21 protein-coding genes are annotated in these 21,776 nt (G+C 37.2%); all 21 read right to left on the bottom strand.

The window, feature by feature from the left end; translation table 11 throughout:
* Positions 1-8: 8 nt before the first annotated feature.
* Entirely contained in the window at positions 9-311 is a 303-nt protein-coding gene (locus ASU02_RS09815; protein WP_057763245.1) for a YlxQ family RNA-binding protein, read from the bottom strand.
* Positions 308-592 carry an RNase P modulator RnpM gene (rnpM, locus tag ASU02_RS09810; RefSeq protein ID WP_057763244.1) on the bottom strand — a complete coding sequence of 95 codons (285 nt, stop codon included), beginning with the start codon at positions 590-592 and terminating at the stop codon, positions 308-310. Before rnpM ends, ASU02_RS09815 begins: the two co-directional genes overlap by 4 nt.
* A 15-nt stretch (positions 593-607) precedes the next feature.
* Positions 608-1,735: a transcription termination factor NusA gene (nusA, locus tag ASU02_RS09805; protein WP_057763243.1), complete on the bottom strand. Its 1,128-nt coding sequence runs from the start codon at positions 1,733-1,735 to the stop codon at positions 608-610.
* Between the two features lie 71 nt (positions 1,736-1,806).
* Positions 1,807-2,277, bottom strand: coding sequence for a ribosome maturation factor RimP (rimP, locus tag ASU02_RS09800; RefSeq protein WP_057763242.1), 471 nt, complete (start codon positions 2,275-2,277; stop codon positions 1,807-1,809).
* A gap of 236 nt (positions 2,278-2,513) precedes the next feature.
* A complete protein-coding gene (locus ASU02_RS09795) occupies positions 2,514-6,836 on the bottom strand; it encodes a PolC-type DNA polymerase III (RefSeq protein WP_057763241.1) in 4,323 nt (1,440 codons plus the stop codon).
* 163 nt (positions 6,837-6,999) lie between these two features.
* Positions 7,000-8,703, bottom strand: coding sequence for a proline--tRNA ligase (locus ASU02_RS09790; RefSeq protein WP_057763240.1), 1,704 nt, complete (start codon positions 8,701-8,703; stop codon positions 7,000-7,002).
* 77 nt (positions 8,704-8,780) lie between these two features.
* Positions 8,781-10,043 (bottom strand): RIP metalloprotease RseP, encoded by a 1,263-nt coding sequence (gene rseP, locus ASU02_RS09785; protein ID WP_057763239.1) that lies wholly within the window; start codon positions 10,041-10,043, stop codon positions 8,781-8,783.
* A 110-nt stretch (positions 10,044-10,153) separates the two neighbouring features.
* On the bottom strand, positions 10,154-11,296 hold the full coding sequence (locus ASU02_RS09780) for a 1-deoxy-D-xylulose-5-phosphate reductoisomerase (RefSeq protein ID WP_057763238.1): 1,143 nt from the start codon (positions 11,294-11,296) through the stop codon (positions 10,154-10,156).
* Between the two features lie 82 nt (positions 11,297-11,378).
* On the bottom strand, positions 11,379-12,167 hold the full coding sequence (locus tag ASU02_RS09775) for a phosphatidate cytidylyltransferase (protein WP_057763237.1): 789 nt from the start codon (positions 12,165-12,167) through the stop codon (positions 11,379-11,381).
* Positions 12,168-12,186: 19 nt separating this feature from the next.
* Complete coding sequence (locus ASU02_RS09770; protein ID WP_057763236.1) at positions 12,187-12,963, bottom strand: isoprenyl transferase; 777 nt, start codon at positions 12,961-12,963, stop codon at positions 12,187-12,189.
* A 504-nt stretch (positions 12,964-13,467) separates the two neighbouring features.
* A complete protein-coding gene (gene frr / locus ASU02_RS09765; RefSeq protein ID WP_057763235.1) occupies positions 13,468-14,025 on the bottom strand; it encodes a ribosome recycling factor in 558 nt (185 codons plus the stop codon).
* Positions 14,025-14,750, bottom strand: a complete 726-nt coding sequence (pyrH, locus tag ASU02_RS09760; protein WP_057763234.1) for a UMP kinase — start codon at positions 14,748-14,750, stop codon at positions 14,025-14,027. Before pyrH ends, frr begins: the two co-directional genes overlap by 1 nt.
* 160 nt (positions 14,751-14,910) lie before the next feature.
* Positions 14,911-15,792 carry a translation elongation factor Ts gene (gene tsf / locus ASU02_RS09755; protein ID WP_057763233.1) on the bottom strand — a complete coding sequence of 294 codons (882 nt, stop codon included), beginning with the start codon at positions 15,790-15,792 and terminating at the stop codon, positions 14,911-14,913.
* A 135-nt stretch (positions 15,793-15,927) separates the two neighbouring features.
* Entirely contained in the window at positions 15,928-16,629 is a 702-nt protein-coding gene (gene rpsB / locus ASU02_RS09750; RefSeq protein WP_053475690.1) for a 30S ribosomal protein S2, read from the bottom strand.
* Between the two features lie 152 nt (positions 16,630-16,781).
* Entirely contained in the window at positions 16,782-17,435 is a 654-nt protein-coding gene (locus tag ASU02_RS09745; RefSeq protein WP_057763232.1) for a hypothetical protein, read from the bottom strand.
* Between the two features lie 9 nt (positions 17,436-17,444).
* Positions 17,445-17,762 carry a hypothetical protein gene (locus ASU02_RS09740; RefSeq protein WP_057763231.1) on the bottom strand — a complete coding sequence of 106 codons (318 nt, stop codon included), beginning with the start codon at positions 17,760-17,762 and terminating at the stop codon, positions 17,445-17,447.
* A gap of 15 nt (positions 17,763-17,777) precedes the next feature.
* A complete protein-coding gene (locus ASU02_RS09735; protein ID WP_057763230.1) occupies positions 17,778-19,163 on the bottom strand; it encodes a DUF342 domain-containing protein in 1,386 nt (461 codons plus the stop codon).
* Positions 19,164-19,190: 27 nt separating this feature from the next.
* Positions 19,191-19,952 carry a FliA/WhiG family RNA polymerase sigma factor gene (locus tag ASU02_RS09730; protein WP_057763229.1) on the bottom strand — a complete coding sequence of 254 codons (762 nt, stop codon included), beginning with the start codon at positions 19,950-19,952 and terminating at the stop codon, positions 19,191-19,193.
* Between the two features lie 153 nt (positions 19,953-20,105).
* Complete coding sequence (locus ASU02_RS09725; RefSeq protein ID WP_057763228.1) at positions 20,106-20,603, bottom strand: chemotaxis protein CheD; 498 nt, start codon at positions 20,601-20,603, stop codon at positions 20,106-20,108.
* Positions 20,596-21,237, bottom strand: coding sequence for a chemotaxis protein CheC (locus tag ASU02_RS09720; RefSeq protein ID WP_057763227.1), 642 nt, complete (start codon positions 21,235-21,237; stop codon positions 20,596-20,598). Before ASU02_RS09720 ends, ASU02_RS09725 begins: the two co-directional genes overlap by 8 nt.
* A 4-nt stretch (positions 21,238-21,241) precedes the next feature.
* Positions 21,242-21,709 carry a chemotaxis protein CheW gene (locus ASU02_RS09715; protein WP_057763226.1) on the bottom strand — a complete coding sequence of 156 codons (468 nt, stop codon included), beginning with the start codon at positions 21,707-21,709 and terminating at the stop codon, positions 21,242-21,244.
* Positions 21,710-21,776: the final 67 nt, after the last annotated feature.

Raw genomic sequence — 21,776 nt, 5'->3', positions numbered from 1 at the left:
CGCTGGAATTAATCGAGCAACGACTTCAGCTTTTTGGCAAATCCATCATCTAATACCGCTACGACAACACGGGCTTCTTTACCGATCGCATGACCAAGTATCTCCCGATTCTCAACAAGCTTATATGGTACGTGATAGGATTTACACTTATCTGTCACTTTTTTTGCTGTGTTAATAGAAGCGTCTGCTGATAGCAATATGAGCTTCGCTTTACCGTTTCTAATTTCTTTGATAGTAAGTTCTTCACCCGAAGTAACTTTCCGTGCCCGATTTGCTAAGCCAAGCAATGACATCCATTGATTTACACTCATTTGGATTGTCGTTTCTCCTTCTCAATTAGCTCAAGAAGTTCTTCATAAATAGAATCTTCTATTTTTACTTCTAAATGATTAGCTAATATATTTTTCTTTTTTGCAAGCATCACTGCTTCTTTCTCTTTTGAAAGGTAAGCACCGCGCCCGGACTTTTTTCCGGTGAGATCGACCGCTACTTCTCCTTCTTTTGAACGAACGATGCGAACGAGTTCTTTTTTCGGCCTCATTTCACCGGTTGCGACACATTTACGCATAGGAACTTTTTTACGATTGTTCACGCTCATTCACCTCAATTATTCCATGTCATCCGATAGATCTAAATTTTCATCCTCGAAATCATTATCATCATAATTTAACAATGTTTCCTCTCTCGGATATATGCCAGACTCTCTCGCATCAGTTTCTGATTTAATATCAATTTTCCAGCCTGTCAGTTTTGCTGCTAGGCGCGCATTCTGACCGCGTTTGCCAATTGCAAGTGAAAGCTGATAATCAGGGACGATAACAGTTGTTGCTTTATCTTCCTCATTCACAATCACATCTAATACTTTTGAAGGGCTTAACGCATTCGCTACGAAAACAACTGGATCCTGAGACCATTTGACAATGTCAATTTTTTCCCCTTTAAGCTCATTGACAACTGCTTGAACCCTTGTTCCCTTTGGTCCAACACATGAACCAACTGGATCAACCTCTTCATTATCAGAATGAACTGATATCTTAGAACGATCACCCGCTTCACGCGCAACTGATTTAATTTCGACTGTACCATCATAGATTTCTGGCACTTCAATTTCAAAAAGTCTTTTCAAAAGTCCAGGGTGTGTTCTTGATACAAATATTTGCGGACCTTTTGTTGTCTTTTCAACCTTCGTAATAAATACTTTAATACGATCATGAGGTTTGTAATGTTCATTAGGCATTTGTTCATTAGCAGGAAGAATCGCTTCGATTTTCCCAAGGCTAACATAAATAAATTTAGAATCTTGCCGCTGAACAATTCCAGTCATTATATCTTCTTCGCGGTCAATAAATTCAGAATAGATAATTCCTCTTTCTGCCTCTCTCACACGCTGAGTAACAACTTGTTTAGCTGTTTGTGCAGCAATCCGGCCAAAATCTTTCGGTGTCACTTCTAATTCTACGATGTCTTCTATTTGATAATTTGGATTTAATTTACGGGCATCTTCAATCGAAATTTCAAGTCTAGGATCAAATACCTCATCAACCACTTCTTTGCGAGCAAAGACCCTCATCATACCGCTGCCAAGATTTAAATCAATCCGAACGTTTTGAGCTTGATTAAAATTTCTTCTGTATGCAGATACAAGTGCTGCCTCAATTGCCTCAATAATCACTTCTCGTGAAATCCCTTTTTCTTTCTCAAGCAAGGTCAGAGCATCTAACAATTCACTGCTCATGAAACATATATCCCCCTTATTAGAAAAGCGTAAGCGCTAGACATTATTTTTCTTCTAGAAATAATAGCTGATTATGAAAAAACCACTGCTAAACGAGCATTGGCTACTTTTTCATATGGAATTTCCACAGTTTTCTTTCTCGTTTTAATTTTGATTTCTACCGTCACGATTTGGCCATCAAACTGTGTTAAAATTCCTTCAAATGTTTTCTCCCCATCGATGGGCTCATACGTCTTAATAAAAACATTTTTGCCGATTGCTTTTGTAAAATCCTTTTCGTTTTTAAGAGGGCGTTCAGCTCCCGGTGATGATACCTCTAAGAAATAGTTGTAAGGTATGGGGTCAACCTCATCAAGCTTGACGCTTAATTGTTCACTGACTAGACCGCATTCTTCAATGTCGACACCTGTTTCCTTATCGATAAATATGCGAAGAAACCAATCTCTTCCTTCTTTTACATATTCAATATCAACTAATTCTAATTTGAGTTCATCCAAAATAGGGGTGACTAATTCTTCAACCGTTTCAGTCACTTTGCTCATAATATCCCTCCTTTATCAACAATCTTAACCTCGCGTTGTTTTTCTCAATAGTAAAGATTAAACTTTCTAGACAGAAAAAAAGCGTACACAACACGAAAGAGTGGGTTGCCCCACTCTTCTTTTACGAGAGTTATAAATAGTATTTCCATTAAAACTATACCATAACCAATTTTTTTATGCAAATGGAATTACTGTCATTTCAAGGTTTTCAAACGATTTCTCCTACTTCATTCTAATTAAAATAAGGAAAGCTGATTTTGTTCTGGCAATGATTCTAAGCATCCATGATTATCCAGATACTCGATGATTGTTTTAGACAACTTTCCTCGCTGCTGAAGGTCCTCCTTCGAAAGGAATTCTCCTTCTTCCCTAGCTTTCACAATGTTGATAGCGGCATTTGTTCCAAGGCCAGGAATCGCATTGAACGGAGGGATCAGTGCACCGTCTTCAATTATAAATTCATTTGCACTTGATCGATAGAGATCAACCTTCTTAAATTTAAATCCACGCTCACACATTTCAAGCGCAAGCTCCATCACTGTTAATAAGTTCTTTTCCTTATTAGAAGCATCCAAGCCTTTTGCATTAATATCATCAATTAATGATCGAATCGCCTGAGATCCTTTTGCCATTGCATCCACATCAAAATCCTCTGCCCGAACAGTAAAATATGCTGCATAGTATAAAAGCGGGTGATGGACTTTAAAATAAGCAATCCGAACAGCCATTAATACATATGCCGCGGCGTGGGCCTTAGGGAACATATACTTGATTTTTTTACATGAATCAATATACCATTCCGGCACTTCATTCTTTCTCATTTCTTCTTCCATCTCATCGCTTAAACCTTTACCTTTACGGACTGATTCCATAATTTTAAATGCAAAGGCAGGCTCCAATCCTTGATAGATTAAATAAACCATAATGTCATCACGACAGCCAATTACTTCACTCAGCGTACAAATTCTATTATGAATGAGCTCCTGTGCGTTCCCCAGCCAAACATCTGTACCATGTGACAGACCAGAGATTTGTACCAGCTCTGAGAAAGTAGTAGGTTTTGTATCCTCTAACATTTGCCTTACGAATCTTGTGCCGAATTCCGGAATGCCAAGCGTTCCTGTTTTACACATAATTTGTTCTTCTGTTACACCTAAGGTTTCAGTCCCGCTAAAAATCTTCATTACTTCAGGATCATCAGTAGGGATCGTTTTCGGATCAATTCCGCTTAAATCTTGGAGCATCCGAATCACGGTTGGATCATCGTGTCCCAGAATATCAAGTTTCAATAGATTATCATGAATGGAATGGAAATCGAAATGGGTCGTTTTCCATTCAGAATTTTTATCATCTGCCGGGAACTGAATTGGCGAGAAATCATAAATATCCATATAATCGGGAACAACGATTATTCCTCCTGGATGTTGGCCGGTCGTTCTTTTTACACCGGTACAGCCCGATGCGAGACGATCGATTTCCGCTCCCCTTAATTGAAGATTGTTATCTTGCTGGTATGCTTTAACATAGCCAAAGGCTGTTTTATCAGCTACTGTACCTATTGTCCCCGCACGATAAACGTATTCTTCACCGAAAAGGATCTTTGTGTAATTATGTGCACGAGGCTGATATTCGCCAGAGAAATTCAAGTCTATATCAGGTACCTTGTCTCCTTTAAACCCTAGGAACGTTTCGAATGGAATATCATGTCCATCCTTCTTATATGTTGCACCACATTCAGGGCAATCCTTATCTGGCAAATCATATCCAGAGCCGACTGAACCATCATTAAAGAATTCTGAATGCTTACAGTCAGGGCAAACATAGTGTGGAGGAAGTGGATTCACTTCTGTGATTTCTGTCATTGTTGCTACAAGTGATGAGCCGACAGATCCACGTGAACCAACAAGATAGCCATCATCTAATGATTTTTTAACAAGCTTGTGCGAGATCAAATAGATTACAGCAAATCCATGCCCAATAATACTTTTTAATTCCTTTTCCAAACGCGCTTCGACAATTTCAGGTAAATTTTCCCCATAAATACTTCTAGCCATGTCATAGCTCATATTGCGCATTTCATCGTCTGCACCCTCAATTTTAGGTGTATACAGATCATCTTTAATCGGTTTTATTTCATCGATCATATCCGCAATTTTATTCGTATTTTCAACAACAATTTCTCGTGCTTTCTCCTTTCCTAAAAACTTGAAAGCATCGAGCATTTCATTCGTGGTTCGAAAATGGACATCTGGGAGCTTATGACGATTTAATGGATTTGCTCCGCCCTGTGAATTAATAAGAATTTTCCTGTAGATTTTATCATTGGGATTTAAATAATGAACATTTCCAGTCGCTACGACCGGAAGACCTAACTTTTCACCAAGCTGGACAACCTTCCCAATAATATCCTCCAGCGCTTTTTCATCTCGAACTAATTCTAGCTCCAAAAGATGTGCATATACTTCCTTTGGATGTACCTCAATATAATCATAGAATTGTGCAGTCTCTTCCACCTCTTCAGGTGATTTCTGCATCATTCCCTCGAACACTTCACCTTTATCACAACCAGACCCTATTAGAAGTCCTTCACGATATTTTTCAAGTTGGGACCTAGGTATTCTTGGCACTCGATAGAAATAATTCAGGTGAGAAATAGACACAAGCTTAAAAAGATTTTTCAAGCCTGCCTCTGTTTGTGCAAGCAATGTACAATGATAAGGTCTTGCACGTTGATAGGCATTTCCCTGACCCATATTATCATTAAATTGGTCGTGATACTCGATTCCCTTTTCAGTTGCATCCTTCAGCATTTTCAAAAGGAGGTAACCGGTTGCTTCAGCATCATAGATTGCTCGGTGATGCTGTGTTAATTCAATATCAAATTTCTTTGCAAGTGTATTCAATCGATGGTTCTTCATTTCTGAATATAGAAAGCGTGCAAGCTCAAGTGTATCAATGACTGGATTAGCAGCTTTGCCTAGATTGATTTTCTTATAGCCGACATTTAGAAAACCCATATCGAAAGATGCATTATGGGCTACTAATATCGCGTCACCCGTCCATTCATGGAAATCCTTCAGTACATCCTCTATCTCTGGTGCATTTTCAACAAGGTCATCTGTAATTCCAGTTAAATTGATGGTTGTTGCAGAAAGCGGGTGATGTGGATTCGCAAACGATTCAAAACGGTCAATTATTTCCCCATCGTGGATTTTTACGGCTGCAAGTTCGATGATCGTATCATACACAGCTGATAGCCCTGTAGTTTCAACGTCAAAGACAACATACGTATCCTCACTTAATAATCGATGTGTACTGTTATATGCAATGGGGACACCATCATCTACTAGATTTACTTCAACCCCATATAATATCTTGATATCATTTTTCTTTCCTGCACCAAATGCTTCTGGAAATGATTGAACGACTGCATGGTCTGTAATCGCAATGGCCTTATGACCCCATTTTTTAGCTTGTCCAACGAGTGTGCTAACTGATGAAACTGCATCCATTTGACTCATTGGCGTATGCAAATGCAACTCTACTCGCTTTTCATCTTCAGGGGCAGTATCTTTTCTTAGAACTGGCTTTATTTCATTAATATCATTTCCGATCATGACAAGGTCTCGGACAAAGGTGTCATTTTGAACGCTGCCTCGAACCTTTAGCCACATTCCTTTTTGAACATGCTGGTATAAAGCTGCATCTTCCTTGTCGCGGGAAAACATTTTAACAAGAATGGAGCTTGTATAATCGGTAATTTTAAAGGTTAGCAGTGTTCTTCCACTGCGAAGCTCTCTCGTTTCCGCTGCAAACACATATCCCTCTATTGCAACACGGCGTTCTTCATCAACAATATCAATGAGTTTCCGATAATCTGCATCATCTTTAATGGTTAAACCAATCATCAGAGGGCCTTGAAGAACTGCAGCATCTTGAGAGTCAGCTTCCGCTTCTTTTTTCTGCATATCAATAAGCGCTTGAAGTCCTCGCTCTTGATCCTCTTTTTCCTTCGCCTTAATAAACTTTTGATATTCTTCATTCGCTGCTTCTGTTGAAATTTCCGTTTCAATCACTAAAGGAGGAAATCCAAAGGTTTCAAATACATGACTAATTTGTCCAGCATATTTCCGTTTAATGGATAAACCTTCCGTTTCATTTCTTACATTGATAATGATTTTATTTCCATGTACGGACGGAATTTGTTCATTTAAAAGCTTAATAAGCGGAGGAGCCATCCCCTCCATCTCTTGGATAGAATATTGCCAGTAATCTAAAACTAATTGTTCAGTAAACTGCTGATTATTTACGTTAATAGTAAAAGAAACATTTGCTATGTGTGAAAAGGTCTTTTCCAACTGAGTAGAAAAAAGACTAAAATAACGAAATGGAAGAATCGTGTCAAAGTTAAAATAGAAGTGCCATTTTTTCGCCTTTTTTTCTATCACTACTCTATTAATTTCAGCCTGTTGAAATTGCTGTACAATCACATCATCTGTTAAATTCAGCTGTTGGAGCAAGAGTTGGAAACGCTCTTTGTTGCCTAGGGCATTCTCCATCTTTCTCTCTCCCATCTATATATATTTCTACCTATCTTTTTTCCTTAAGACATATTTAGACTTTGATAATTATAACATAACCTTGCAGGTGTTATAACTACTTCAAGTAAGGAATATTTCTCTAACAAAAAAAAGGATTCCCATAAAAGGAATCCGGTAATGATTAAAGTGTTTCTAAAAGTTGAGTAATGGTTTCCATAAGCTGATCTTTGTGAACCTCTTGCATTTCTCCTGATTTACGAACCTTTACTTCTACTATTCCTTCAGCAGCTTTTTTTCCAATTGTAATCCGGATCGGCAAACCAATTAAATCTGAATCTGCAAATTTCACACCGGGTCTTTCTTGGCGGTCGTCCATCAATACATCCCGACCGCTCTTCTTTAACTGAACATATAATTCTTCTGCAAGTACAGCTTGTGATTCATCCTTTGTATTAATAGGAATAAGATGAATATCAAAAGGAGAAATATCTGTTGGCCATAATAAACCATTTTCATCATTATACTGTTCAACAATCGCTGCCATAACACGTGATACGCCAATTCCATAGCATCCCATAATCATCGGTTGATTTCTTCCGTTTTCATCCAAATAGGTGGCGCCCATTGCTTCACTATAGCGGGTACCTAATTTAAAGATATGCCCAACTTCAATTCCCTTGGCAAATAAAATAGTTCCCTCTCCATCTGGTGAAAGATCTCCTTCTTGTATAAATCGAAGATCTGCATATTTGGTAACCTTGAAATCACGATCTGGATTGACATTAATAAAGTGGACATCCTCTTCATTTGCTCCACAAACAGCATTTGCTATCCCTGCAATTGCATGGTCAGCAATAATTTCAACTGAATCAACACCAACTGGTCCGAGTGAGCCAAATGAGCAGCCAAGTATTTTATTTGCTTCGTCAGCACCCGCAAGCTCAACCTCTGCTGCTTCGAACAAGTTTTTCAGCTTTATATCATTTACCTCGTGGTCCCCGCGTACTAGTACTAAAACATGCTTGTCATCGACTTTAAACAGCAATGATTTAATACACTGTTCTTTCGTTACATTAAGAAATTCGGATACTTCTTCTATTGTTTTTTTATTTTCTGTTTTCACCTTTTGTAATTCTTTTTGTGGCTCATTGCTTTTTTCATATGTATTGATTACCGGTGCCATTTCAATATTCGCTGCATAATTAGATGTGTCAGAATAGGCAATCGTATCTTCACCGATTTCAGATAATACCATAAATTCATGAGTGTCTTTCCCGCCCATTGCACCAGAATCTGCAATAACAGCACGGAAATTTAGTCCACAGCGAGTAAAAATATTCGTATACGCCTGATAAAGCTTATCATACATTTCATCAAGACTAGCTTGTGAAGAATGAAATGAGTATGCATCTTTCATAATAAACTCTCTGCCACGAAGAATACCAAAACGAGGACGTTTTTCATCTCTGAACTTTGTTTGGATTTGATATAAGGCAAGCGGCAGCTTTTTGTATGACTTGATTTCATCACGAATGAGGCTAGTTATAACTTCTTCATGAGTAGCACCTAAAGCAAAATCACGCTCATGACGATCTTTCAATCTCATAAGCTCAGGTCCATAGGTATACCATCTTCCTGATTCCTGCCACAGTTCTGCCGCTTGCATAGCTGGCATTAATAACTCGACCGCACCAGCATGATCCATTTCTTCTCGGACAATCGTTTCAATTTTTCTTAATACTTTCTGAGCTAATGGCAAATAGCTATAGATCCCGCTTGCATTTTGGCGGATAAAACCTGCTCTCAATAATAATTGGTGGCTTTTTATCTCTGCATCTGCTGGTATTTCTCTTAACGTAGGAATAAGTGTCATACTTTGTTTCATTCAATAGCACCTCTATTATGATTATTAAAAAATATAGGGTCATATCCTTAATGGAGTAAGACCCTAAAGGAAAATTATTATAAGAAAAACCGTTGAATATCATTCCATGTGACAACAAGCATTAACAGCATTAAAAGAGCGAATCCAATAAAGTGAACCATTCCTTCTTTGTGGCGATCAATCGGCTTTCCTCTTACTGCTTCAACCGCAAAGAACATCAGTCTTCCACCGTCTAACGCTGGAATTGGCAATAAATTCATGATTCCAAGGTTAATACTCAATATAGCTGCCCATTTCATTAAATAGAATATTCCAGACTTCGCTACTGTATCAGTAGAAACATAAATGCCTACCGGACCAGAAAGGGCATCGATAGAAAACTGACCAGTCACTAGCTTGCCTAACATGACAAAAATTTCTTTTGTCCAAAGGTATGTTTCCTTGGCACCATGAGAGATTGCTTTTATAGGCGATTTCTCCATTGGCTGGAATACACCTATTATACCAATCTTTTCTCCTTCTGCTTCTTGAACCTTTGGTGTTACAGGCAACTGCAGTTCTTTGCCATTTCGTTCAAGTGAGAATTGCAATTCTTTATTAGGGTTTTTACGGATGATTTCCACTACATCTGACCAGCTTGATATTTCTGCACCATTGACGCTTTGAATATTATCTCCCTCTTTCAGACCTGCTTCCATTGCCGCACCATCTTCCGTGAGCTTTCCAAGAACAGGATTATCAGTTGGGATCCCTTGCAATATGCCAATCAAAATAAATATGACAAAGGCAAGGATAAAGTTCATCATTGGACCTGCAAAAATAGCCATCGTTCTTTGCCAAAGTGTTTTTGAGGCAAATTGTCTATCATAAGGAGCAATCAGTGTTTCCGTCCCATTCTCTACTAAAACAGCATTTGCACTAATAGGAAAAGATTGCAGCTTCTCCTCTTCATCTCCTTCGACATATCCCTTTATAACTAATTCATGCTCAATATCCGCATGCTCAACTTCGACAACTCTTGCATCAGGATATTTTTCTTTGTTTGTTAAAATTATTTTATTCGCTTCTTCTTTCTCATTAAATAATAAACCAATTCGATAGCCTGGTTTAATCTCTATCATTTCAGGATCTTCACCAGCCATACGAACAAAGCCGCCTATAGGAAGCAGACGAATGGTATAGGTTGTTTCTCCCTTTTTATGAGAAAAGATTTTAGGACCGAAGCCAATGGCAAATTCTCTACATAGAATTCCAGCACGTTTTGCAAACACAAAATGGCCTAATTCATGAAAAAAAACAAGGGCCCCAAATATTACAATAAAAGCAATAACTGTACTCAAATTATAACCACCTTTTTAAAAGATAAGAAAATTATCTTTTCTGAGTTAGAAAGCTATCTAGCTTCAACAGCCATAGAGATATTTTCCCCTTTACCTGCTGAAACTTATCTTTATAAAAGTGAGTTTACATATTTTCTTGTTTCTACGTCAACTTCCTGAATTTCAATAAGTCCAGGATTGGAGATGTTATTATGTTTGCTCAAAGCTTTTTCTATTAAATCTTCAATTTGGAGAAAAGATACTTTTCTATCAAGAAACGCGGCAACTGCTGCTTCATTTGCAGCGTTTAGAACAGTAGGCATTGTGCCTCCCGCCTTACCTGCATCAAAGCTAAAACGCAAGCAGCGGAAACGTTCAAAATCCATTTTACTAAAGTGCAGTTTACCTATTTCTGATAAATTAAGACGTTTAGCAGAAGGTAGTTTAAACCTATCAGGGTATGTAAGTGCGTACTGAATAGGAACTCTCATATCCGGTGTTCCTAATTGTGCGATAACGCTGCTATCATGAAACTCTACCATCGAATGAATGATACTTTCCTTATGCAATAAAACATCAATTTTGTCATAAGGAATTGAAAATAACCAATGGGCCTCAATAACTTCTAACCCTTTATTCATCATCGTTGCAGAATCAATGGTAATTTTTGCACCCATTGACCAATTCGGGTGATTGAGTGCATCCTCAATCGTTACATTTTGTAATTCTTCTCGCGTACGATCTCTAAAGCTTCCACCTGATGCAGTAATAATTAATTTTTCAATATTTTTTTCTTTTTCACCTTGCAATGCCTGGAATATTGCAGAATGTTCACTATCTACCGGCAGTAAAGGAACATGATTCCGTGCAGCTTCTTCCATTACAAGATGGCCTGCTGTAACAAGTGTTTCCTTGTTCGCAATGGCTATTGTCTTTTTCTCCTTAATCGCTTCTAGGGTTGGTGTAAGCCCAATGCTCCCCGATACAGCATTCACAAGAATATTAGCTTTATGATAAACAGCCACTTCTGTAAGCCCTTGTTTTCCATAAGTAAAATGGATGCCCGGAAATTCTGCTTTGAGGTTAGTTACGGATGATTCATCCGCAACCGAAACAAGATCCGGCTTAAAATCCATGATAATTTTTCTTGTTAACTCAATATTTTTCCCCACCGAAATAGCTGCAAGCTTAAATTCAGAAGGATGTTCTTTAATCACGTCCAAGGTTTGGGTGCCGATTGATCCAGTTGCCCCCATCAAACTTATATATTTCAATATAATTCATCTCCTGTAGGAAAAAGAAAGACACATCATTCAATACTTAATAATAATCTTTAATGACTAGTTACTTTCAAATTTAAAATAAATAAATAAAATGAATAAGCGGCCATACAAATAATAAACTGTCAAAACGGTCTAAAATCCCGCCATGACCCGGCATAATATTCCCAGAATCCTTTACATCGTAATGACGCTTTAATGCAGATTCAACTAAATCACCAATTTGTCCAAAAACAGATAGAACTACAGTGATGAGTAGCATCTGAATAAATGTAGCCGGAATATCTGTGAATAGAAGGAATAGCAAGGCTACGATAATTGCGCAGAAAACTCCACCTATAGATCCCTCTATTGTTTTGTTTGGACTAATCTCAGGCCAAAGTTTTTTCTTCCCTATAGCTCGGCCAATAAAATAGGCTCCTGAATCTGTTGCCCAAATAATAAACAGTGAGAAGAAAATAAAGATTAAGCCTTCCTCCCTTGTTTCAATAAAATAATAAAAACCGATTCCAACGTATAAAGTAGACAATATTGAAAATGCAACATCATCAAATGTAAACTTATTTTTCGTAACTACTGTATAAGTTAGAAATAATAGTACAGCTAGCAAAGCAAACTCAATTTTTGTAAAATGGATCACATCCAGCAGAGATTGAAATTGATTTGGAAGAAGAAATATCCATAACAACAATAAAGATATGATCCCTGGAACAGAGATAATACTGAGTCTGCGCATTTTTAATAGTTCATAAAGTGCAATCGATGCCAATAAATAGGCAAGTATCACTACCGGCAGTCCTCCAAAAATAACAACTGGGAGAAAAATTGCACCAAATACAATCGCTGAAATAATTCTTTGCTTCATCTAATTTTCAACACCTTTGTCAAACTCCTCCAAAACGCCTTTGCCTATTTTGGAAAACCTCAATCGCTTCAATAAAATGGTCTTCTGCAAAATCAGGCCAAAGCACATCAGTAAACCAAAATTCCGTATAAGCTAGCTGCCAGAGCATAAAGTTGCTAAGACGGATTTCACCACTCGTACGAATTAAAAGATCCGGATCATTTAATCCATCAGTCATTAAATAGGTTGAAAAAATATCTTCATTTAACCCATTCTCATCTATTATACCATTTTTGCAATCTTTTAAGACTTCTTTGATCCCTTCAATGATTTCAGAGCGGCTTCCATAGTTTAAAGCAAAATTTAATATTAAACCCGTATTGTCTTTCGTATCCTCCATTGCTTTCTCAATCGCTTTTCTTGTATGAGAAGGCAGCATTTCTTTGTCACCCATCATGATAACTTTCACATTTTCTTCAACCAGCTCAGGAAGGAACGATCCTAGAAACTCCTCTGGGAGCTTCATAAGGTAATCTACCTCCATTTTTGGACGTTTCCAATTTTCTGTAGAAAAAGCATAAAGAGTCAGCGCCTTCACGCCAACCTGATTAGCTAATCTCGTAATTTTCCGAACTACCTTCATTCCTTCATGGTGCCCAGCTATTCTAGGCAAAGCTCTCTTTTTTGCCCATCTGCCATTGCCATCCATAATAATTGCTATATGCGAAGGAATTTGGAGCTCTTGAATTTTCAAAATTCTTTCTCGGAGTTCGGAAGAACTACTTTGATTCTTCCATCGTTTTATTTTATTTAACATAAGACTGCTCCTTTAAGATAGGTTAATCTTACCCTCCGATTAAAAAAGCGAATGCGCCTTCGAAACAATCAAAGTGCAGATTGTTCCAAAATTCTAACTCTAAGAAGCTTTCCTTAGAGAACTCTCCCACATGAACAAGAGGATCCTCCCAAAACGGGGTTTTTCACATTAGTGGGAAGGGTGACTTGTGAACTTGTGGTCGACAACTAGTACATTCTTGTAAGTCAGGTAAAAGGCGCTGCCACCAAGACAAAAAAAGCACGAACGAACATAAGAAAAACAAGTATACGCCAATTCAACCTCTTGTAAAAAAAATCAACCCTATTTCTGCATGATAATATCATACCAAAAATAAAGAAAGATATCTCTATAAATGAATATGTACATATGTAATAAATAAGAATAATACATCTTATTTAATTAACGATCCTCCATTTTCAGAAGCTAGAGTAAAAAAACCCCCTATACATAGAGGGTCCCTATTTCTATTCACAATCAATTTTTCTAAACTTCCAAAATTTCTTTTTCTTTATCTTTTGTTATCGAATCAATTTTGCTGATTTGCTCATCTGTTAACTTTTGAATATCATCTGAATACCCGCGTAAATCATCTTCAGTGATTTCACCGTTCTTTTCAAGTTTCTTTAAATCATCATTTGCATCACGGCGGACATTACGGATGGCAATCTTTGCTTCTTCTGACTCTTTTCTCACAAGTTTAACGAGGTCTTTTCTGCGCTCTTCTGTTAGCTGAGGAATTGTTAGTCGAATAATATTTCCATCATTTGAAGGAGTCAGACCAATATCAGATTTCAAAATGGCTTTCTCAATATCACCCAGAATAGATTTATCATATGGCTGAATAACGAGCAGGCGTGCTTCTGGAACAGAAATTCCTGCTAATTGATTGACCGGTGTAGGAGCACCATAGTAATCAACCGTAATTCTATCAAGCAATGATGCATTGGCTCTTCCTGCACGAATACTTGCAAGCTCACGTGTATATGCTTGGATCGCTTTCGTCATTCTATCCTTTGCATTGGCAATAACTTGTTTTGGCATTATTTTTTCCCCCTTACAATAGTTCCAATTGGTTCACCCATTACTGCACGATTAATATTTCCTTGCTCCATTATTGAAAATACGATTAAAGGAATATCATTATCCATACATAAAGATGATGCTGTAGAGTCCATGACAGCTAAACCTTCTTTAATGACATCAAGATAGGAGAGCTGGTCATATTTTTTCGCGTTTTTATCGAGGCGTGGGTCTGCTGAATATACACCATCGACATTGTTTTTCGCCATTAATATAACTTCTGCTTCAATTTCTGCAGCTCTTAGTGCAGCCGTTGTATCTGTTGAAAAATAAGGATTTCCTGTGCCAGCAGCAAAGATGACTACGCGTTTTTTCTCAAGATGGCGAATCGCCTTTCTGCGAATATATGGTTCAGCAACTTGTCTCATCTCAATAGATGTTTGCACTCTCGTCTCTACACCTAGTTGTTCTAGGCTATCTTGTAGTGCTAATGAGTTCATGACAGTCGCAAGCATTCCCATATAATCTGCATTTGCTCTGTCCATCCCCATTTCTTCTCCAATTTTCCCGCGCCAAATATTCCCCCCGCCAACAACGACAGCAACCTCAACACCTAATTGGGCTAAATCCTTGACTTGAGATGCTACCGACTTTATTACCGCGGGATTAATCCCAAATCCTTGCTCCCCGGCTAAAGCTTCTCCGCTTAACTTTAAGACAACACGTTTATATTTTGGGCTGCTCATAAGAACCTCCATATGTAGTATAGAAAAGCTAAGCACATGCAGCACTATAGCTAAACATTTATTGAATTTTTTCAGTCTTGAAAAACAGGGAACACAAAGTGTTCCCTGAGATGATAATTTCTAAGTTGTAATTTATTCTTTAAATGTATGAGCAGAAAAGTTATTTTTTAACTTGGCTCATAACTTCTTCAGCAAAGTTATCTTCACGCTTTTCAATACCTTCTCCAACTTCAAAGCGTACAAACTCACGGATTTTACCGCCTTTAGATTCAACAAATTTTCCAACCTTTTGGTCAGGGTTCTTAACGAATGCTTGATCATTTACACAAACTTCTTCAAAATATTTGCTTAGACGGCCTTCAACCATCTTCGCAACGATATTTTCAGGCTTTCCTTCGTTAAGAGCTTGTTGTGTTAATACTTCACGCTCACGTTCAACTTCGTCTTGAGATACTTCGTCACGAGAAACATATTTTGGGTTAAGTGCAGCAATATGCATAGAAACGTCTTTCGCAGCGTCTTCATCCGTTGTTCCTTCAAGAACTGTTAATACACCAATGCGTCCACCCATATGTAAGTATGCACCAAATGCATCATTATCAGTTTTTGTTTTCACTTCAAAACGGCGAAGGCTTAATTTCTCCCCAATTTTTGCAATAGCAGCATTAATATGAGCTTCAACAGTAGCTCCATTTGCCATTGTTTGAGCAGCAGCTTCTTCGACAGATGCAGGCTTGTTTGCAAGTAAGTGATCTGCTAATTCCTTAACTAATGTTTGGAATCCTTCATTTTTAGAAACGAAATCTGTTTCAGAGTTTACTTCAAGAATAACTGCAGAATTTCCATCAATTTTCACAGAAGTTAACCCTTCTGCAGCAATACGGTCACCTTTTTTAGCAGCTTTTGCGATTCCTTTTTCACGAAGGAAATCGATTGCTTTTTCCATATCACCATCTGTTTCTTGAAGTGCTTTTTTACAATCCATCATACCAGCGCCTGTTTTTTCACGTAGTTCCTTAACCATTTGAGCAGTAATTGCCATTATGAAATCCTCCTTAGAATTGAATATGTAGTTATATCTTTACCAAATATACATAACCAACAAACTGTCTTTTGCTTATTCTTTAAAAAAAGGTGATAAAGGGGCTCCCTCTTATCACCTTTTTCAATGTCCAACTTAAGCAGTTGTAACTTCTTCACCTTGTTTTGCTTCAAGAATCGCATCTGCCATTTTGCCTGTTAAAAGTTTAACAGCACGAATAGCATCGTCGTTTGCAGGGATAACAACATCGATTTCATCTGGATCACAGTTTGTATCAACGATACCAACGATCGGAATGTTTAATTTATGTGCTTCTGCAACAGCAATGCGCTCTTTACGAGGATCGATGATAAATAAAGCGTCTGGAAGACCCTTCATATCTTTGATTCCGCCTAAAAACTTTTCTAAGCGCTCTTGCTCTTTTTTCAATTGAACAACTTCTTTTTTAGGAAGCACTTCGAAAGTTCCGTCTTCAGACATTCTTTCGATATCTTTAAGACGTGAAATACGCTTTTGAATTGTTTCAAAGTTTGTTAATGTACCACCTAACCAACGTTGGTTAACATAGTACTGTCCAGAACGGATTGCTTCTTCTTTAACTGAGTCTTGAGCTTGTTTCTTAGTTCCTACGAAAAGGATTGTACCGCCGTTTCCAGCAAGCTCCTTCACGAAGTTATAAGCTTCTTCAACCTTTTTAACTGTTTTTTGAAGGTCGATGATATAGATGCCGTTACGCTCTGTGAAAATATATTTTTTCATCTTTGGGTTCCAACGGCGAGTTTGGTGTCCGAAATGTACACCAGCTTCAAGCAATTGTTTCATTGAAATTACTGACATGTGTATTTCCTCCTAATGGTTTGTTTTCCTCCGCTTAGATCATTTTCAATCGGGAACTGACAATACCAGCACCATCCGATTAAATCAATAAGCGTGTGTATTAACACCATTTGTTAATATATCATAATAATAATATACATTCAAGTTTTTTTCTATTGATTGCTTTGGAATTTTAGTAATAGTTCAATCTCCGTTTTTCCTTTATTCAGCTTCTGAGCTATTTTATCTTCCGTCAATCCTTGTTCTTTCAAGGCAAGTACTTGCTGTAATAACGAACCTTCTTGTAAATTGTTCATTGAATTATATGTTAGGTCCCCGTTTTCTACAATTATTTCGTCGTTTTTCTCAAGCGAGGGCAATTTCACAGAATAATCTTCCCTTGTTTCAGGGGTCTTACTCTCAGTATCCTTGTCAACCGCTTTAGAATATTGTTTATAAGCATTTGCTGCTTTATATGCGGAAGTCTTTCCGATTCGGCTTTGAATATGTATTTCTTTAGAATTTCCTTCTTGATTTGCCTTATAGTTTTTATCTTCCGACTTTTTGTATGTATTATTTTTTTTAGTTTTAATTTCATTTATTGGTGCATTCCGAATATCTAAATTCTTTACTCGATCAATGAATGCCTCGTTTTCTTCTTTCATTTGCAGCAAGTAAGCAGATATTACCTCCTCCATGTCAGTAATCATTTTCTCTTGCTTTTTTTCTACCTGTAAGAGGCGATTCTGGCGAAGAAATAATATAATAATTGCGAAGATAGCTAATACATTTAAAAACAAACTAAATAGTATCAAAAAAGTGGTCATACAATCCCTCTATCCACTAAAATCTATTACTTTCCCCTTATAAGGGTGAAAATCCTTTTTCTTTTTTTCTTTCTTTTCCTGGTGATCTTCACTTTCTTGCTGCCCATTTGTATCTTGATGGTGATCCTTTTGCTTTTGTGAAAGTACAACATTGGCTTTTTGCTCTTGCTTTAAGACTGTATTTCTATTTTTCTCTTCTTCCTTTTGCGTTTGTTGCGCGCCTATATCATTCATGTTTTGCCCGCGCTGCTGCAGCTGTTCTTGAATTTTTCCTGCTTCAAATGTTCTAGGCAAGGCAATTTGCATCTCAACTGATTTTAAGCTCATACACAGTCACCCTTGTTATGTACTTTGTAAAAGAAATTTATCAGATATACATGATTCTGAAACAATTTCACCATTTGAGAAATAGTAGCGGCTATTTGAATACTTCTTCTGAATTTGCATTGCATACTTTCCAAAGTGCAAAGTAGTATTTGGAAAAATATTTTCGTATATAAATATCGATGAATCTTGTTTCTCATTTATTTCTATTTCTAGCCTTTCAAATTCCTCATCAATTTCTTTTAACTGTTGGATGATGTGATCTTTCGTTACTCTTTGCTTAAGAATAAGTTCCTTCTGTTCTTTAGTAAGAGAGCCTGCAACTTTACCTAATTGAAGCAATTTGTGTTCAATATTAATCAATTTCTTAAGGTTATTATTTAATTCTTGTTTTTCTTTATGCAGAGCGTTTTCCTTTTCTGCTACCTTTAAATCTGCACCAGCATGTATTTCCGTTTTGGTAAATAATCGATTTCCGACTTCCTTTATATGAAGATCCCTTCCAACCGATATAATACCTCCAATAATCAGGGCTTTTCTGGAGTATAATGAGCCCCCTGCTTGAACATTGCTATGAAGAATAGAATTTTCCACAATAACATCTTGTTCTGCCTGAACATTAGCTTGATTCAAATAAGCTGCTTGAATATTGCCTTTGGCAATTAAATTTCCCTTATGACCGCCAGAGACCCCGCCAGAAATGACGATATTTCCCTCAGCATAAATCACAGCTGCTTCAACTAACCCAAATATTTTAATATCTCCTCCAGCCTTTACCTCATAACCGCTTGGTACGTTTCCTCTAATTACAACATTGCCAATAAAATCAATATTACCTGTTTTTAGATCTAGATCTCCGTTCACTTCAAATACAGGATTAACTGAAATTGTTTTATTTGTTAAGCTTAATTGTCCATCAGATGTTGAATAAAATGTTGAACCATTCAATATGACATTTTTTCCGGGCCGTATTTTAAGTGGCTTTCCATTTTTTGCAGGTATGTTTCGGCCTGTTACATCCATACCAGTAGTCCCAGGTGTAGAGGGGATAACAGTCGCTAGTGGTTGCCCAGCCTTGACTGAAGGAATTTGAATAACATTTCGGAAATTAAACTTTTCTCTTTTCACACATTTATCACTTTGGACTTCATCAAGCAAGTATGCATCTATGCCGTCTTTTGGCGGGTATCCCTCAGCGATAATAATTGGATAAGAAATAGATAATGGGCGAATGCTAATATCCCTAACTACATCCTCTTTTATACCAAAAACAATTTTTTCTTTATTTAGGAAATGAATAAACTCTTCATAAGTAAACGATAAATCATCTTCTGACTTTTCGATCAATTCAATCGTCGCGTGTAACCGATTCTTTTCAATCTCTACGCGGAATTGCTTTTCCATTCGTCATCGCCACTTTCCCTTAGAATTTTAAAAGACCTTTTCCAATGCATGCCGTAATTTAAAAATCGCTTTGGAATGAATTTGAGAAATTCTAGATGTTGAAAGATTCATGACTTGTCCTATTTCTGTTAAGGTAAGCTCCTCTTTATAAAATAAACTAATCACCAATTGTTCCTTTTCATTTAATTGCGAGATTAATTGTACCATTTCAGCGATCATTTCATCTTTTATTATTTTCTCTTCAGGCATTTCTGTGCCTTCATCTTTAATAATAAAAGACTGACTCTCTTTATCATCCTGATCACTCGGCTTTTCATCAATCGAAAGGATATTAGCAAAAAAATGTTCATTCATAACTGAATGGACTTCTTCTTCCGTCATATTTACCTCTAAGGATATTTCTTGGATAGTTGCCTTTCGTCCAAGACGCTGTTCGAGCTTCTCAATTGCTGATTCAATCTTCTTAGCCTTTTCTCTGGTATTTCGAGGCAGCCAGTCCTCTTTTCGGAGACCATCCAAAATAGCACCACGAATTCTAAATGAAGCATACGTATCAAACTTCAAATCACGATTTGGTTCAAACTTTTCTAGAGCATCATATAATCCCATTAAACCAAGGCTTCTCAAGTCATCTCTTGAAACATTTCTCGGCAGATTTACGGAAATACGCTGGACATGATAACTTACAAGTGGTAAGTATTTTTGAACGAGGAAATTTCCCGCTTGAGCATCCCGAGAAGTGACCCAACTTTGCCAATATGTTTGTTCTTCCGTCATTTGATGTGCCATATGGTCATCCTCCTCAAACGTTTACATTTTTCGTTACTACAAATAGTATATCAAAAAAATTATGAACAAAATAGACAATGCTGCCCTTAATAAAGTACATAAAAATGAATACAGCCCCTTCATTCAGAAAGAGGCTGTATTCATTTCTTGTCCTTATAGTTCCTGAATGCCCTTATTCACTGTTCGGATATGTAAGATGCAATTTTGTGGATTAAACTCAATGGTCCTTCCGCTATTTCCGCCAACATCAGCTGCAACGATTGCAATATTTAAAGCAGCAAGTTCTAATTTGACAGCTTCCACATTTCTGGGACCGATACGCATCATATCACTGCCACCTGAAAATTGAAACATTTGCGCTCCACCCGCAATTTTCGCCTTTAGAAAATTTGCTCGTGCCCCGTGACGAATTAACTTTGAAACAAGATCCTTTACAGCTGTATCAGCATACTTAGCGATATTTAAGACACCTGACTTAGCAAGAGAAGAGTCTGGAAGCATCACATGGGCAAGTCCAGCAATTTCTCTTGTTTGATCATAAATAACAACCCCTACACAGGAGCCTAAACCCGATGTGCGAATGATATCTGGAGTTTTAACTATATTCATATCAGCAATTCCGACTTTTATAATGGTTTTACTTTCAATCATTATGCGGAACTCCTAAAGATTTAAATATTATTTGAAAAGAATCTGGATCTGGCAAAAGGAAAAAATGTCCCTTCACATATTCTGCGCTTTCATCCTCATCTTCATTCAGGGCTGTATCTATGACAATCGCATAATCACTTACATGAGATAATTCTATCAGACCGTAGCTTATAATCGCTCCAACCATATCAATACTTAATGCTGGAACAGAAGGGTACAAGGATAGATTCGTAAAATCTGATAGAGATGATAAATAGGAACCTGAAAGAATATTTCCTAATTCCTGTAAAGCTGATAAACCTATTTCACTATATGGAGGAGACTCAAGGGAAAAACTTTCATCTCCGATCATTTCCCTAATGAAACTTGTCGCCTGTTCAACCGGCAAAACAAAAAACATACTCCCCGGAGCTTCCCCCTCAATTCTTAAAAAAACACCAGCGACAACATTTTCAGCTCCTCCCGCCATATTCATCATCTCATCAAATGAAACAATTTGTACGTTAGGAACTTTCATATCAATTTTCTTATTTAATAATTTTGATAAAGCTGTCGCTGCATGACCTGCACCAATATTACCAATTTCCTTTAATATATCAAGGTGGATGGATGAGATTTTTTCAATAAACCCCATTTGATTATCCTTCGCTTCTAGAGGAGCTAAATGATTCGGTGTCCAATATCATTTCCAAATCAATAAGAATCAGCAATCTCTTTCCAATTTTCGCAACACCATTAATATATTCAACCTCTTTTACCCCAACTACTTCAGGAGGTGGCTCAATCGAAGCAACAGGAATATCGATAACATCGTTAGCCAAATCTACAATAAATCCAACCTCTAAATCATTAACAGATACAATGATTACACGAGTACTATCAGTAAAATTCTCTTCTTCAATTCCAAATCTGCTTCGAAGATCGATGATTGGAGTAATAACCCCACGAAGATTAATAACACCTTTAATAAATTTCTCTGTACGTGGAACCCTAGTTATATGTTCAACCTTTTCAATTCCTTGAACATGATTAACTGGAATCGCATATTCCTTATCTTTTAATTGGAAAACGATTAATTTTATATCAGCCGCTAAAGTATCAGCCATTCGTATTCACCCCATAACTAGACTGTCAAAAAACTCTTGTGCAAATCACCTAAAAATTCAGCATTAA

Origin of the sequence: Cytobacillus praedii, from assembly GCF_001439605.1 — a bacterium.
GTDB classification, from domain to species: domain Bacteria; phylum Bacillota; class Bacilli; order Bacillales; family Cytobacillaceae; genus Cytobacillus; species Cytobacillus praedii.
This window is presented reverse-complemented; position numbering and strand designations above follow the sequence as displayed.